The organism is Paenibacillus camerounensis (assembly GCF_000723885.1).
GTDB lineage: Bacteria > Bacillota > Bacilli > Paenibacillales > Paenibacillaceae > Paenibacillus_AQ > Paenibacillus_AQ camerounensis.
On the sequence record NZ_CCDG010000035.1, the window covers coordinates 13,143 to 26,611 of the forward strand.

Annotated in this window: 13 protein-coding genes; 3 read left to right on the forward strand and 10 right to left on the reverse strand. The window is 52.7% G+C overall.

Features of this window, described 5'->3' with window-relative positions; translation table 11 throughout:
* Positions 1 to 210: 210 nt before the first annotated feature.
* The 5 genes from BN3772_RS12935 to BN3772_RS12955 form a co-directional block, all read right to left on the reverse strand.
* Positions 211 to 924: a L,D-transpeptidase family protein gene (locus BN3772_RS12935; RefSeq protein WP_244444732.1), complete on the reverse strand. Its 714-nt coding sequence runs from the start codon at positions 922 to 924 to the stop codon at positions 211 to 213.
* Between the two features lie 116 nt (positions 925 to 1,040).
* Entirely contained in the window at positions 1,041 to 2,180 is a 1,140-nt protein-coding gene (locus tag BN3772_RS12940; protein WP_042199880.1) for a toxic anion resistance protein, read from the reverse strand.
* A 29-nt stretch (positions 2,181 to 2,209) separates the two neighbouring features.
* On the reverse strand, positions 2,210 to 3,898 hold the full coding sequence (locus tag BN3772_RS12945; protein ID WP_042199882.1) for a VWA domain-containing protein: 1,689 nt from the start codon (positions 3,896 to 3,898) through the stop codon (positions 2,210 to 2,212).
* A 15-nt stretch (positions 3,899 to 3,913) separates the two neighbouring features.
* Positions 3,914 to 4,636: a hypothetical protein gene (locus BN3772_RS12950; RefSeq protein ID WP_244444733.1), complete on the reverse strand. Its 723-nt coding sequence runs from the start codon at positions 4,634 to 4,636 to the stop codon at positions 3,914 to 3,916.
* 267 nt (positions 4,637 to 4,903) lie between these two features.
* Positions 4,904 to 5,290 (reverse strand): alpha/beta fold hydrolase, encoded by a 387-nt coding sequence (locus BN3772_RS12955; RefSeq protein ID WP_157643591.1) that lies wholly within the window; start codon positions 5,288 to 5,290, stop codon positions 4,904 to 4,906.
* Positions 5,291 to 5,422: 132 nt separating this feature from the next.
* On the opposite strand from BN3772_RS12955, the gene BN3772_RS12960 reads away from it, so the two are divergent.
* Positions 5,423 to 6,406 (forward strand): diaminopimelate dehydrogenase, encoded by a 984-nt coding sequence (locus BN3772_RS12960; protein ID WP_042199885.1) that lies wholly within the window; start codon positions 5,423 to 5,425, stop codon positions 6,404 to 6,406.
* 376 nt (positions 6,407 to 6,782) lie between these two features.
* Here the strand turns inward: BN3772_RS12960 and gdhA are convergent, their stop codons facing one another.
* Positions 6,783 to 8,156, reverse strand: coding sequence for an NADP-specific glutamate dehydrogenase (gene gdhA, locus BN3772_RS12965; protein WP_042199886.1), 1,374 nt, complete (start codon positions 8,154 to 8,156; stop codon positions 6,783 to 6,785).
* A gap of 362 nt (positions 8,157 to 8,518) precedes the next feature.
* Positions 8,519 to 9,694 carry an L-threonylcarbamoyladenylate synthase gene (locus BN3772_RS12970; protein ID WP_042199887.1) on the reverse strand — a complete coding sequence of 392 codons (1,176 nt, stop codon included), beginning with the start codon at positions 9,692 to 9,694 and terminating at the stop codon, positions 8,519 to 8,521.
* Positions 9,695 to 10,107: 413 nt separating this feature from the next.
* On the opposite strand from BN3772_RS12970, the gene BN3772_RS12975 reads away from it, so the two are divergent.
* The gene (locus BN3772_RS12975) at positions 10,108 to 11,052 is read left to right on the forward strand and encodes an EamA family transporter (protein ID WP_042200002.1); all 945 of its coding nucleotides are present in this window, start codon (positions 10,108 to 10,110) and stop codon (positions 11,050 to 11,052) included.
* 104 nt (positions 11,053 to 11,156) lie between these two features.
* On the opposite strand, the gene BN3772_RS12980 is transcribed toward BN3772_RS12975, so the two are convergent.
* The 3 genes from BN3772_RS12980 to BN3772_RS12990 are packed head-to-tail and all read right to left on the reverse strand — an operon-like array spanning position 11,157 to position 12,630.
* Positions 11,157 to 11,912: a class I SAM-dependent methyltransferase gene (locus BN3772_RS12980; protein WP_042199888.1), complete on the reverse strand. Its 756-nt coding sequence runs from the start codon at positions 11,910 to 11,912 to the stop codon at positions 11,157 to 11,159.
* Positions 11,890 to 12,273: a cupin domain-containing protein gene (locus tag BN3772_RS12985; RefSeq protein WP_042199889.1), complete on the reverse strand. Its 384-nt coding sequence runs from the start codon at positions 12,271 to 12,273 to the stop codon at positions 11,890 to 11,892. The genes BN3772_RS12980 and BN3772_RS12985 overlap by 23 nt, the downstream gene beginning before the upstream one ends.
* An 18-nt stretch (positions 12,274 to 12,291) precedes the next feature.
* Positions 12,292 to 12,630: a cupin domain-containing protein gene (locus tag BN3772_RS12990; RefSeq protein WP_042199890.1), complete on the reverse strand. Its 339-nt coding sequence runs from the start codon at positions 12,628 to 12,630 to the stop codon at positions 12,292 to 12,294.
* Positions 12,631 to 12,767: 137 nt separating this feature from the next.
* Here BN3772_RS12990 and BN3772_RS12995 point away from each other — a divergent pair, with 137 nt between their 5' ends.
* Complete coding sequence (locus BN3772_RS12995; protein ID WP_042199891.1) at positions 12,768 to 13,454, forward strand: Crp/Fnr family transcriptional regulator; 687 nt, start codon at positions 12,768 to 12,770, stop codon at positions 13,452 to 13,454.
* Positions 13,455 to 13,469 lie beyond the last annotated feature (15 nt).

The following is a 13,469-nucleotide window of genomic DNA, read 5'->3' on the forward strand; positions in this document are numbered from 1 at the left end:
AGCCGCTATTAAATCGCCTTAATAATTGAACAGAATAAAGGGGTTGACTCAAAAGCTTGGAAAAAGCTGCCGGGTCAGCCCCTTTTTGAAAAAATAAGAATGTATATGTTATACGCTATCCATAATCCTTATCTTTCTCGCAGGAACGGTTACCGCCTTCTCCGAAGGGCGGCATAGCCGTTTCTGCTTGTATTCAGGAATGTATGCTGCCTAATCTGCAGTTCCGATCGCGATAGCAGGCGACAAGGAAGCGTCAAGCAGCTTCATCAGCTTCAGCAGATTGCTCTCCGACATGGCGATGCAGCCGGCAGTCGGCTGGCCTGCACCCTTCCACACATGCAGAAATATGGCACTGCCTTTGCCGGGAATGATGGGATCTTCGTTATATTTCAGGACAATTGCATACTTGTACAGCGGATGAAGGAGACGTTCATAAGAGCTCCAGCGCTTGTCGGGGTCACCTGTATAGGTTACCCGCTGGTTATATTCGGCTGAGGCGGAATCATCAATCCAATAATCATTGCTGCCGGTTGTGGTATAAGGTATATTCAGGCCGTCCGGGCTTGCCGCAGAACCGAATGCTTCGCCAAGCGGATATACGCCCGAGGGGGTTCGCTTGTCGCCTTCTTTGGTTTTGCCGATGCCGCCTGAACCGAGGGTTACCGGGATGCCGGACAGGACGGTAATCCATTTCCCGTCACGCTTCTCCCTCAGGGACAATACGCCTTTCTGTGAACGGGCGGAGGCTGTCGTAACAACAACCATCTGACTGGACTCCAGCCGGTCAGCTTTGTAGGGCCATGAAGCCATGAACCCGGCAGCCGATGCCCGTGGGGGATTATGGGAGAACACGGCTACCGGAAGCAGCATAAGGATCAGGAAAGCGTGCAGGATGTGTTTACGGGTACTCCGAGATAGGTGCATATGTATAACCTCCCTTAGCTCTTATTACCTCAGGGAGGGCGGAGGGAATCGGCAAAATCTGTGCTAAAGGCAGAAAAAAAGAGTCCATGCGTTATGAACGCAGGACTCCTTTAATTTTACAGGCCGAGAGAGGAGCCTTTTTCGAGCCGCTTGATCTGCTGCTCACCCTGATCGGCAAGCTCGCGGAACTGGGTGATGGTGTCGCGCATTTTGGGCAGGGCTTCCTGCTTGTAGCTGCTGATCGAGTCCAGCGCCGATAACACATCGGAGAATGCCTGCTTCAGCGTATCAGCAGAAATACTGGTTTCCAGTGACTGCTTGTGTATGGCAGCACCCTGCTCCTTAAGCATTCTTGATGTACCGCTGATCAGGTTATCGGTCGTCTGGTTCAGCAGCTCAATTTTTTTCAGGACAATCTTCTGGTTGTAAAGAGCACTCGCGACCGTGACCGAGATTTTAAGCGCGGAGACAGTCACATTTCTGGCTCTGTCCACGCCCCGGATCAGCTCTTTGTTATTGCGGATAACAACCTCAATCGCCATGATACCCTGCTGGTTCACGACCAGCATCTGCTGCAGATCCATTACCCGCTGACGGAGCGGGAAGAGCACCTCTTCGGTAATGAACCGGACTTTGTCTTCATCTTCCCCGCGTCCCTTGGCTGCTTCGATCTGTGTCTCGATCTCCTGGTCCATGAGCAGCCCGAGCTGGATTTCCTTTTGCAGCCGTTTTGTCAGCTCACGCAGGGTCTGCTGCTCAATTTCAAGTGTTGTATTATCGTTCCGAAGAACCGTCTTGCCTTTATCCAATGACACGATGATATCGGAGATAACGGCATCAGCCTTCTGATATTTGGCGAAATACTGGCGCAGCGGATTAAAGAATTTGCCGAGAAGTCCGCTTTTGGCAAAATCAACGGCACTCGGATCAAGATCCTTCAGCTGCATATGCAGCTCCGTCAAGCCTTTGGCGACCTGGCCGCCTTCATCCCCGGTTTTGGATAGATTGCCCACGGAGACCTGCAGCAGGGCGTTTTTGTCGGAAGAGGAGCGCATCGTGCCCATACCGAAGCTGTCAATGGATTGCAGAACTGCCTTGCGTTTCTCAAGCGATTCCAGGTCAAGCTCCAGAATACTGGAGACATTGCTCCTGGCCAGCTCTTTGAGCTTAGTAACCTCTTCAGGCTCCGGCTTTACCTCCTCGGCAATGACAGATCGCAGCTTCTCGGCGCTCGGAATTTCCATTGTAAATGACATGACAGACCTCCTTGTTTAAGTTGACTTCCTTACATCTGTACGTTCAGCAGATTGCTAATTTTGTAGACCACATCGTCTGTATCTGCATTTATGCTCGCTGCCTCATTAATGCCGGAAATACTCTCCAGCGCTTTGATGTTGGCGTTGTAGCCGATGGTATAGACCGGAATTTTATAAGTTTCGATTAAGCTCCGGATATCATCAAGAGAATGACCCTCATTGGTCTCCCCGTCGCTGAGCAGGAAGATTACAGGCTTTGCTCCGGGATTGGCAGCCAGCTCTTCCTGCAGCATTTTCATCGCAACCACCATCCCGTCAAACGTAGCCGTCCCTCCGGCAGCCTGCAGGCTGTTAACCGCCCCGACAAACATAGACTGCTGATTCGTGTCGTATTTGCCGATCGGCAGGTTGATCGTAACGTCACTGGAGTAGGAGACAAAGCCGATGCTGTTGTCCTTCCCGAGATTCTTCTGTCCCTTCAAAAGTGACTCCTTAAGCCGGTTAAGCGGCTCTCCGGCCATACTGCCCGAGACGTCAGCCACAAATACCGCTGCGAGCGGTGTGCTGCCGTTTTTCTTTTCCTTCCACAGTTTCTGGGCAGAGGTAAGCAGGGGACCGTCAACCGGAGCCAGCTCGGAAACATATTCATTCAAGCCGTTGAAGCCCTTCTCGGATGCCAGCTTCTGATAGCTGTCCTGTGCAGCGAATGCTGCGAACTTCTCAAGAATCTCCCGCTTCTGCTCCGGCAGATCCCCGAGTGCATATAACGGACTGTCATGCCTTACGCCGAACGGGGTGAACACATAGCCGCTTTTTAGGTCGGCAGCATTAACAAAGGTCTGATATTCCAGTACAAAGGCATCCAGCATGCCGGTCTTGGCCGCATCCCGCATTTGCAGGGTAGTTGAAGCGGTAAACGGCACATTGGCCTGAAATTTCTCAAAGCCCTGTACAGCCTGATCGCCCAGCAGATCTGAGCTGTCGAACGTCCCGAGCGCAGTAATCAGAAAGTTCAGGCCGGTCGAGCTGGCAAAAGGATCTGTATAGCCCATCGCCAGTTCATTTGCAGAGATAGCGTCCGTAATCGTTTTGATATTCAATGAACCGTACTTTTCTATAAGCTCATCATATTTCTTTTTAACTGTCACTACGCCTGCAACATTCCCGGTAATCCGGTCCGAGATAAGCTCAGTCTGAACTCCGCCTGCTTTTACCATTTCGCCCCACAGTTCATTAGACGGGGTGTAGGCATCCGGGATGTACTTGCCGGATCTTATGTAGTCGGCAGCGGTACCGGAGGCGATATTGCGGATTTTTACCGATGCAGGGGCTCCTTCCACCAGAATATCAGCTTCATTAAAAGCAGAAGCTACTTCATTAAGCCAGCCGTCATTGCCTGTGCCGGATTTTTCAGTGGAGGAGAAGATTTCAACATAATTGCTGGTTGTGTTCTCAACAGAAACCGCGAATTTGGAGATATCAGGCAACGCCTCTCCGACATCTGCAGGGTCAAGGTCAATCTGTCCCTTTAATGGCTCCGCCTGGTTGACTCTAATATCCTTGTAAAGCTTACCCAGCTTCTTATCTGCGTCCTCCGCCGTAATTTCGCCGGTGGACTTACCCAGATTGGTGGTCAGGGTAATGCCAAAATACACTAAAGCAAACACAGCAGCGGCGATAACCGCCAGTATCATAAACGTTCTGCCTTTCCTGGCCATGTGCAGCTTCCTCCTTTATTGGTAGAGCTTGGTCTGCGCGATCAGAGCACTCAGCTCCTGCATGCAGGGGATATCTTCAATGCTCTGGACGTTAGTGCTGTCGAGCTCAGATATTTCGAGCAGCAGCTGATCAAGCTTCAGCAGAATCTCTTCATTAGCGCCAAGGTAGCCCTTTACCGAAGCAAAAAAGTCATTGTAGTGCGCAGTTTTCTTTTGAATAAGCTTCTCGGAGAACTGGGATGGCTTGCGGGAACCTGTAAACAGGGAAAATTCCTCCGAATCGAATAAACTCAGCTTATTAAGAAGTCCCCTGATATTAAGGAACAGAAGCTTCTCCACTTCGGTTATTACATTGCTGAATTTCCTGTAGCTTAGCTCCTCCGGATCGAATCTTTGGCCAAGCACACGGGAGAGGACGGCTTTTTTCTTCTCCATCCGCTCCAGCTGGTCAAGGGCGAGTGCAGAGTCGCTTTTTAGTAATTTCACCTTCTGGTACTGCTCCAGCCGGGCTGCATAATCGTCAGGAGCAGCTAAGGGACGGGCAGTCCGGGCGGAAGGAGGCTTAAGCAGTAAAGTATAACTGGCATAAAGAACAATAAGCAGACTGATGAACAGCAGAGTGATGCCTGCGGCTGTCTGCAAAGCGCTATCCCCGCCGATCTCAACTGCGAGCAGTCCCGGGGACAGGACAGCAATGTTAAGAATGACAACGCCTGCTATAACGCCTAGGAGCTTCAATGGCCTGATTGGGTTCAGTAGTTACACCTCCCTCGTATGAGTATATTTAGCTATCGCACCTTTTGATTCATTTTATCAGAGAACAATCCGGAAGGCTCCATAATATTACCAAAACCGCCAAATGCGTACGGTAAAACATAGAAACTTTAGTTTTCATTACGTTGGCAGTGGAGCAGATGTTTCGTAATATTTACTCCTGCTCCGGCAAGCATATAAAAAAGGAGCTTAACAGGCTGCGTTCTGCAGCCGGAAATGCTCCTGAAGCGGTCATATCAAAAACGGGTCGAAGCAGGCATAGAACTCCACAGGATTTGACAGATGAACATTATGGTGGGGGTGTGACATCTCATAGGCAGAGCGTTCGCTCAGCAGCTCCTGCATCTTAAGGAAAGCTTCATCAGGGACAGCTTCGCTGTTGTGTGCCCTGATAATTAAGGTCTTGCACTTAATGTCCGGAAGCAGATGGTACCAGCTCACGTTATAGGCAATATTAGCACCCATGGCCTGCGGACAGAACAACATCTGATACCCTTGCGCTGTCTCGGCCAGACTGTTCATAAAGTACTGGTAGCTCAGATCCGAATCAGTAGCCTGTCGGATGCAGGCTGAGGCCTCCTTAAGGCTGGAAAAGGGCTGAGGCCAGTCTCTGGTCACCGGATCATGCAGCTCCAGCTGTTCAAGCGCGGACTTTTTTATTGAAAAATGTTTACATTTCATGTGATGTATATATACTTATAATTTAAGACACCACAATTAACCGGAAGCTTCCGGCCAGGGAGGAACAACATGAACAGACTTATTAGAGTAGGGATTGCAGGTTACGGAAACTTGGGGAAGGGTGTAGTTCAGGCGGTCAGACAGAATCCGGATATGGAGCTGGTTGCGGTGTTTACCCGCAGAGATCCGGAGGGTCTTGCCAAGGAGACAGGCCTTAAGGTGGAGCGTCTGGCTGATGCGAAGGAATACATAGATAAGATCGATGTAATGATTCTGTGCGGCGGCTCAGCGACGGATCTGCCGGAGCAGACTCCGCAGCTGGTCAAACTGTTCAATACCGTAGACAGCTTTGATACCCATGCCAAGATTCCGGAGTTTTATGAAAAAGTAAATGCAGCTGCTCTGGAGGGAGGAAAGGTCGGCGTTATCTCAACCGGCTGGGACCCCGGCTTGTTCTCTATGAACCGCCTGCTGATGCAGTCCGTACTTGCGGAAGGACATGACTACACCTTCTGGGGTAAAGGCGTCAGCCAGGGCCACTCCGATGCAATCCGCCGGGTACCGGGAGTCAAAGCAGGAGTCCAGTACACCGTTCCGGTTGAGGAAGTTATTGAGCGTATCCGTTCGGGTGAAACCCCTGAGCTGGCAACCCGGGACAAGCACAACCGTAATTGCTTTGTTGTAGCAGAAGCCGGAGCTGATCAGGCTGCCATCCGCGAGACCATTGTTACTATGCCGGATTATTTTGCTGATTACAATACTACGGTGACATTTATTACCGAAGAAGAGCTTGCCAGTGAGCATTCCGGAATGCCGCATGGCGGCTTCGTGATCCGCAGCGGAGTGACCGGTAATGGTAACAGGCAGATCGCGGAGTTCGGACTGAAGCTGGACAGCAATCCTGAATTTACCGCCAGCGTGCTAATCGCCTATACGAGAGCGGCTGCCCGTCTGAGTGCGGAAGGGGCTTCCGGAGCCAAAACGGTATTCGATATTCCACTCGGCTATCTCTCGCCGAAATCGCCGGAAGAGCTGCGCCGTGAGCTGCTGTAGACGCTGCTGAGTTATACTGATATACAATATAAAAAAACGCGCCGCAGATTTCTTAACGGCGCGTTTTTTATATTGGGGCTCAGCTGGAGGGGGCAGAGGCGCGACCGGAGCACGACCGGAGCATATAGATGGATTTTGTCCATCTAATTCCGGGAAATTCCAAATAATCAGATGATTAGTTGGATAATCGCCACCTGTTTTGGACATTTAGCCCCTTATGGGCGGAAAACGGCGGAATTAGGTTGCCTTTTTCCAACTGATTGCTATACCGGGTGATTAACATTAACAATAGCTGGAGAATTTCCACTTCATTTATCCTGCGGTGACAGTGCAGCTCCCTAACCAGTGACTGCACTGGTCAGGGAAGCTGGTTCACCTAGACCACACCCTGAGCCAGCATGGAATCCGCAACCTTCAGGAAGCCGGCGATATTCGCGCCTGCCACCAGGTTGCCCGGCAGGGCATACTCCTCGGCAGCCCGCACACTGCTGCGGTAGATATTCTTCATAATCTGCCGCAGCCGTTCATCCACTTCTTCAAAGGACCAGGAGAGCCGCATGCCGTTCTGGCTCATCTCAAGACCGGAGACAGCGACGCCGCCCGCATTAGCAGCCTTGGCCGGTGCAAAGAGAGTGCCCTGCTGCAGGAAGTAATTGATCGCCGGCAGAGTGGAGGGCATGTTAGCACCTTCGCCGACAGCCATTACGCCATTGGCTACAAGCTTGCGCGCCGCATCCTCATCGAGCTCATTTTGCGTAGCACACGGAAGGGCAATCTGGCAGGGAATTGTCCAGATACCCGTGCTGCCTTCCGAATATTGGGCATGCGGATGCTCGTTAACGTATTCGCTGATCCGGGCACGCTCCTGCTCCTTCAGCCGCTTAACCGTATCCAGATTGATACCCTGCGGATCATAGATGTATCCGCCGGAATCGCTGCAGGCTACGACAACTGCTCCAAGCTGCTGAAGCTTCTCAATGGCGTAGATGGAAACATTACCTGAGCCGGAGACGACCACTGTCTGCCCCTCGAAATCATGCCCCTCAGCCGCCAGCATCTCCTGAACGAAATAGACAAGGCCGTAGCCGGTAGCTTCCTTACGGGCCAGGCTTCCGCCGTAGAGCAGGCCTTTTCCGGTCAGCACGCCGCCCTCATGGCCGCCGCGGATACGCTTGTATTGACCGAACATATAGCCGATCTCGCGGGCACCTACGCCGATATCGCCGGCAGGGATATCCGTGTCGGGGCCGATGTGCCGATACAGCTCGGTCATGAAGCTCTGGGTGAACGCCATCACTTCACGGTCCGTTTTTCCCTTGGGATCAAAATCAGAGCCGCCCTTGCCGCCGCCGATTGGCAGGCCGGTCAGGGAGTTTTTGAATATCTGTTCAAAGCCCAGAAATTTAATAATGCCCGAATATACGGAAGGGTGGAAGCGTATGCCGCCTTTATATGGGCCGATAGCGCTGTTGAACTGTACCCGGTAACCGCGGTTAACCTGTACCTTGCCGGATTCGTCTATCCAAGGGACCCGGAAGGAGATGGTACGTTCCGGTTCAACAAGCCGCTCCAGAACAGCATTTGCCTCATATTGCGGATGGCGTGACAGCACAGGCACCAGACATTCCAGAATTTCTTTTACGGCCTGATGGAATTCCTGCTCCAGCGGATCACGGCGGACAACCTCACTGTAAACTCTCTGTACATAATCCTCGGCTGAAGCCGATACTGTTGTTGATATAGTGGACACTTGAACGAACACTCCCTGTCTATGTATGTTGTAAAGCTAGGTTGCTGCGGGTGAACCGATATTATTAAGAATTTAAAAGAATTTTACTAAAACCTGACATGGAATTACCAATCAATTCTTTTTTGATGGGCAATCAATAAATTCTATAAAACTTACAGATGGTGTTATATTTATGCATGGTTTATAGCATGAAACATACTGATTATGCCGAAATATACTCATAATTACGCTTGTTAGAAGAATAAAAAATAGAATCTCTAGAGCTTGGTCTGCATATCGAATCCCATGGCCTGATAATAAAAAATATCCCATGACACCCGCTCAGGCGCATGGGATATTGTCTTAAATCCGGTATCAGCTTATCACTTTTCAGCGCTGATGACTGTACCGCCGGCCGCCTTGCGCAGCCGGTTCATGATTGCTGAGCCCAGGCCGGATTCCGGACAGGCTTCGGCGATAATGTAGCCGGCCTTGACCTCATCGAAGTAGCGCAGCGCACTGTAAAGTGCGCGTGCAGCTTCTTCCAGCGCGTGCAGCGAGCCAAGTGAAACAATATGGTCAGCTGCAGCTTCCGGGTAGAAGGCGCGGTGTTCCTCGAACAGCAGCAGGCCGGTCTGTTCGCTGCGCCCGCGCGCTTCCAGCAGCAGCGCGGAAGCCTTGTCCGCCACGCACTGAGGCGACATGCCGCTCACGATCGAGAGCGAGCCCTGCGGCGCATAATGCGTGTACTTCATGCCCGGCGAGCGCGGCGCCGGGTTGCCGCCGCCGGCGGCATGTCCGGCTCCGCCAGCCTCCGGCGGCGGCGGAGCCGCGGCTGTGCCGGTTACTGCCGACAGCTGCTCGGCAGTAATCCCGCCCGGACGGAGCACGGCGACCGTCCCGTCCGGCAGTACCTGGACAACCGTCGACTCTACGCCGACTCCGGTTGGCCCGCCATCGAGGACCCCGCCGATGTATCCGGCGAGGTCCTCGATCACATGGGCGGCCGTCGTCGGACTCGGCCGCCCGGAGCGGTTCGCGCTCGGTGCTGCCACCGGGCAGCCGGCGCGCTCCAGCAGAGCCAGCGCCGCCGGATGATCCGGCATGCGCACGGCAACGGTGTCCAGTCCCGCGGTTACACGCGGAGACAGTACACCGGGGCGCACCGGCAGCACGATGGACAGCGGGCCGGGCCAAAAGGCCTTCATCAGCAGGCCGGCGGTTTCACTTACGCCGGCGGCAAATTCCTCAAGCTGACCCGGTGCGGCAATATGCACGATCAGCGGGTTGTCGGATGGCCGTCCCTTGGCGGCGAATACAGCCTCTACAGCGGCTGTGTTCCGTGCATCCGCGCCGAGGCCGTAGACCGTCTCGGTTGGAAAGGCGACTGTGCCGCCGCCCGCCAGAATAGCGGCAGCTTCGTCAATTGAGCGCTGATCTTCAGGGGAGTAACGCTGCCCCGGGAAGCTTCCGGCTGCTGAATCCAGCTGCCAGCAGCGGGTCTCGCTGTATGGTTGTGTCCTTTTCTGGACAGCAAAAGAGTGGGGATCGGGCTTCATTGGTGACATCACGAACTTTCTGTTGGGTTTTATCCTGTAAATAGTAACATATCTGATTTTGATATTACAGGGATATTCGGATCAGAGCCGCAGGGGAGGTCTGGAGCTGGAACAAGGCTTCAGCTGAAGCCGGACTAAATAATTAAAAATTTGAACAAAAAAGGGTTGACACCACCTGACTTGCCGTGTAACATATGAAAAGCCGTCATGCTAATAACACTAATATTTGCTCGTATAACCCCGCAGCCGTTAAGGCATGGATAGGGCGGGGGTTTCTACAGGAAGCCTATTCTTCCTAACTACGATGATAAAGACCCGCCTAAGCGGTCCTTATCCCGGAGTTAGGATTTTTTGCGTGTTCCGGCGTTCCATCAGACCTAAAGGATTCAGGAGGCATATTCAACATGAAAGACATGAAATACTTATTATCTGTTCTTATCGGAGCGATGAGCTACGGCATTTTATCAACGATAGTGGTGCTGGCTTACGGCCAGGGCTACAAGCTGGGGGAGGTTGTGGGCACTCAGCTGCTGACCGGCTGTATCCTTGCCTGGCTGCTGGCCGCGTTCACTAAGGCTAGAGCCGGCCGTAAGCTGCGCAGCGGCAGCACACCTGCTGACGGAGGGAAACCAGCCTTCCAGGCCATAACCTGGAAGCACCGGGGCCTGCTGATGATGGCCGGAGCGCCGACTGTAGTTACAGGACTGCTGTATTATCAGTCTTTGCGCTACATTCCGGCATCGCTGGCGATTATTCTGCTGTTCCAGTTTACCTGGATTAGTGTGCTGATTCAGGCTGTCAGCAAGCGGCAGCGTCCGGATAAAATCACTGTACTGACCCTGCTGATGCTGTTCGGCGGCACGCTGCTGGCTGCGGGTGTCCTGGGCCAGAGCAGCCCGCAATTTAACCTGCTGGGCATTGCACTGGGTCTGCTGTCAGCTGTCAGCTACTCCATGTTCATTATTTTCAGCGGCAAAGCTGTTCCGGCAGCGCACCCGGCCTACCGCAGCGCATGGATGGTAACCGGCGGCATGGTGCTGCTGTTCATCATGTTCCCGCCGCATTTTCTCTTTAACGGTCTGCTGTGGGGACCGCTGCTGCTGTTCGGATTTCTGCTTGGGCTGTTCGGCGCGTTCATCCCGCCGGTTATGTTCGCAATCGGTGTACCGCATATCGGCGGAGGCATGGCCGGTATTCTGGGGGCTGCAGAGCTTCCGGTAGCTGTCCTGATGTCCTCGTTTGTACTGAATGAGCATGTGAGCGGCCTGCAGTGGATCGGGGTTGTGCTTGTCCTGCTCGGCGTAGTGCTGCCCGAGCTGTATAAGCTGCGCTGGAGAAGCGCGGAGGCTGTAGCTTAATAGCTTAATCTTAATAACCAACTTAAAAAGGGTGTCTCAGCGGCCGTAAAAACGGCAGCTGAAGACACCTTTTTTTGTATCCGGACCCCGCCCGGATATAGCGATTATTGCTTGCTGCTGCACACAGCGATATAGTTCAGATCTTTACCTGTGGTATTAAAGAAGCTGTACATCTTCTTGAACTGTTCACGGTTTTCCTTTTTCATGGCATTCCTGAAGATGCGCAGGGTACCTGCCAGGCCCTCATCGCGGAGCATGCCCTTAATGCTCATCAGAGACATCTGGCCGCTTGAATGATCAACCTTATGGAAGCCGGCAGCATTGAACAGGCCTTCCCAGCTGGAGACAGGCAGCGGCTCTACGTTGACATTAATCGTTCTGCGCAGCTCAGCGAGCTCATCCGCCATGTTGTCTTTGGCAAACGTGATATCATGTGTCAGCAGTACACCGCCGGGCTTAAGCACGCGGAAGTACTCGGCTACCGCCTTTTCCTTCGCATTCTGGTTAAGCATAGTCAGCATTGCTTCATTAATGACGACGTCAAAGCTGTTGTCTTCAAAAGGCAGCTTCATCGCGTTTCCCTGCTTCACCTGAATGTACCCCTCAAGCCCGGCTGCCTGGATATTGCTTCTGGCTTTGTCCAGGGCCCGGTTATCCATATCGATTCCGGTGATCTGGCAATGATACTGCTGCGCCAGCTGAATGGAGGTTGTGCACATATTGCAGGCAACCTCAAGCACCTTGCTGTTACTGCTCAGCCCGGAATGTCCGATCAGCCAGTTGGTTGCAGCCACGCCGCCGGGGCGCAGCCTTTTTTTGCCCAGCTTGGCCAGAAAATTATGCCCGACTTCCTTTTTCACTGAGACGGACCTCCTTCTTCTCCGGCTTAACAACTGTGAGCAGCATCTGGAAGGCTTCCTCTGCATACAGGGCATGCGGAATATTGGCCGGAAGAATAATAGTCTCACCGGCTTTTACGTTATACTCTTTGTCAGCTATAGTGATGCGGGCCAGTCCTGACAGGATATTGACCATGGCATCGCCCGGTGAGGAATGTCCTCCGATAGAAGAGCCTTTGTCCAGTGACAGAAGCGTCATAGCCAGGCTGGGGCGCTGCACCAGTGTCAGGCTGGATACCTGCTGCTCTTCAACAGTGATGATTTCGCGCAGATCAATAACCTCTGCCTGCGGCAGTTTTTTGATAAGAAATTCTTGTTCCATGTATGATAAGCCCCCTGTTTAAAGTCTGATTTGCAGAAATTTGGCGCCTGCCGGAGCGGCGAACTCATGCCAGGTATCTGCCTGCACCCATAAAGAGCTTCCTTCTGTCAGGGAGCAGGCATTGCCGTCCACCAGCATGTGAAGCTCACCTTCAAGCACATATATGAGCTTGGGGAAGGGGGTGGTCTCAGAGCTGATGGTCTCATCCTGAGCCATGGCATAGAGAACCCACCCTGGAGCTGCTGCATCACCGCCGGGTAAGCCCTCAAAGCTGAGCGGCCTGCTGGCAATCCGGTATGGCCTGATGTCGATCATATCTTTTAACGAGATTACGGTACCCGCACTGATTCCGCTCATGTCGGCCTCCTGTATTGGTTGATAGTTTTGCTGCTTTTGATATAATGGAGCTTAATATGAGAATCGTTCTCATTTATTGAATTGTAGCAGAGTTTTCTCTTTAACTCTGTTGCCATGGCAACAGGAGGAAGATAAATATGCAGGAATATATGGATAAAATCCGCAGCACCGTATTGTTCAAAGGATTTCTGGAGCATGAGGTGCTGGCAGCGCTGCATTGTCTGCAGGGTACGGTTAAGGACTTCGCCAGGAAGGATGTTATATTTGAGCAGGAAGCGCTCCTGGATTCTGCCGGAATCCTCCTGTACGGCAATGTACTGCTGTGCAAGGAGAATATATCAGGCACACGGCTTATTTTCTCAGAGCTGGAGAGCGGGGACATCTTGGGTGAGACGGCGCTGCGGCTTGCGCAGGAGCCCAGCGGCTATGAAGCTGTAGCAGGCTCGGACTGCAGAATCCTGTTCATCCAGATCAGCAAAATCATCCGGCCGGGACGCCAGACCTGCCAGCTCCGGGCGCGGATTATTGAGAACATGATGGCGCTGCTGCTGGAGAACAACCGTGCGGTCTACCAGAAGCTGGATCTGGTCTCCCACAAATCCCTGCGGGAAAGAGTGCTGCATTATTTAAGCCTGCAGGCACAGAAGAACAATTCACTCAGCTTCGAGATCCCGTTCAGCCGCAGCGACCTGGCCGACTATCTGACGGTTGACCGCAGCGCTTTATCCAGAGAGCTTCAGCGAATGGCCCAGGACGGGCTGATTACGATCTCGCGCAACCGGTTTGAGCTGCTGGCTGAAGATGTGCTTATGCGTACGAACTAGACAAGCCCTTCCCCG

Bases quoted from the DNA above. Each gene is read 5' to 3' on its own strand.
- BN3772_RS12970 (WP_042199887.1), bottom strand. From the start codon at position 9,694: ATGAAGCCCGATCCCCACTCTTTTGCTGTCCAGAAAAGGACACAACCA.
- BN3772_RS12945 (WP_042199882.1), bottom strand. From the start codon at position 3,898: ATGGCCAGGAAAGGCAGAACGTTTATGATACTGGCGGTTATCGCCGCT.
- BN3772_RS12935 (WP_244444732.1), bottom strand. From the start codon at position 924: ATGCACCTATCTCGGAGTACCCGTAAACACATCCTGCACGCTTTCCTG.
- BN3772_RS12985 (WP_042199889.1), bottom strand. From the start codon at position 12,273: ATGGAACAAGAATTTCTTATCAAAAAACTGCCGCAGGCAGAGGTTATT.
- BN3772_RS12960 (WP_042199885.1), top strand. From the start codon at position 5,423: ATGAACAGACTTATTAGAGTAGGGATTGCAGGTTACGGAAACTTGGGG.
- BN3772_RS12975 (WP_042200002.1), top strand. From the start codon at position 10,108: ATGAAATACTTATTATCTGTTCTTATCGGAGCGATGAGCTACGGCATT.
- BN3772_RS12995 (WP_042199891.1), top strand. From the start codon at position 12,768: ATGCAGGAATATATGGATAAAATCCGCAGCACCGTATTGTTCAAAGGA.
- BN3772_RS12940 (WP_042199880.1), bottom strand. From the start codon at position 2,180: ATGTCATTTACAATGGAAATTCCGAGCGCCGAGAAGCTGCGATCTGTC.
- BN3772_RS12990 (WP_042199890.1), bottom strand. From the start codon at position 12,630: ATGAGCGGAATCAGTGCGGGTACCGTAATCTCGTTAAAAGATATGATC.